Here is a 593-nt window from a genome sequence, read left to right as displayed (position 1 = left end):
AAATTATCCAAACAAGCTACGCACCGTACGGAGGTAAAAAAACAGATTCAAACCATTTACGAAGATTCAAAGCAAATCTATGGAGCACCCAAAATTACTAAATTGCTTCAACAGAAAGGTGAATGTATTTCCGAAAGGACAGTGGGCCTTTACATGCGGCAAATGGGGATTCGTGCTTGTTGGGTCAAGCATTATACCGTTACGACCCAGAGCCGTTGTTTTGATGCCATATTAGTTAATATTCTGCAAGAACAATTTAATCCGCCAAGACCAGACACGATCTGGTGCAGCGATATTACTTATATTTGGACTACTGAAGGCTTTGTGTATTTGGCCAGTATCATGGATTTATTTTCTCGAAAAATCATTGCCTGGAATTTATCCCGGAAGTTGGATGCATCTGGCATTATTAGGATGATTCAAACGGCAAAGCAAACCAGGAATCCAGGCCGTCTGGTAGTAATTCACACTGACCGCGGTTGTCAATATCTTTCGCAATCCTATATCAAGGAAACCGCACAGATGTGCCGCAGCTATTCGAAGAAAGGCTATCCATGGGATAATGCCTGCATAGAATCATTCCATGCCTTGAT

General features: G+C 41.8%; 1 protein-coding gene. It reads left to right on the top strand.

Annotation, left to right across the window (positions count from 1 at the left end; translation table 11 throughout):
• Positions 1-593: IS3 family transposase (locus tag ACFCTO_RS12135; RefSeq protein ID WP_499876969.1), on the top strand; the 593-nt coding region annotated here is incomplete at both ends.

The organism is Megasphaera indica, assembly GCF_046614755.1.
In the GTDB taxonomy this organism is placed as follows: Bacteria; Bacillota; Negativicutes; order Veillonellales; family Megasphaeraceae; genus Megasphaera; species Megasphaera intestinihominis.
This window is presented reverse-complemented; position numbering and strand designations above follow the sequence as displayed.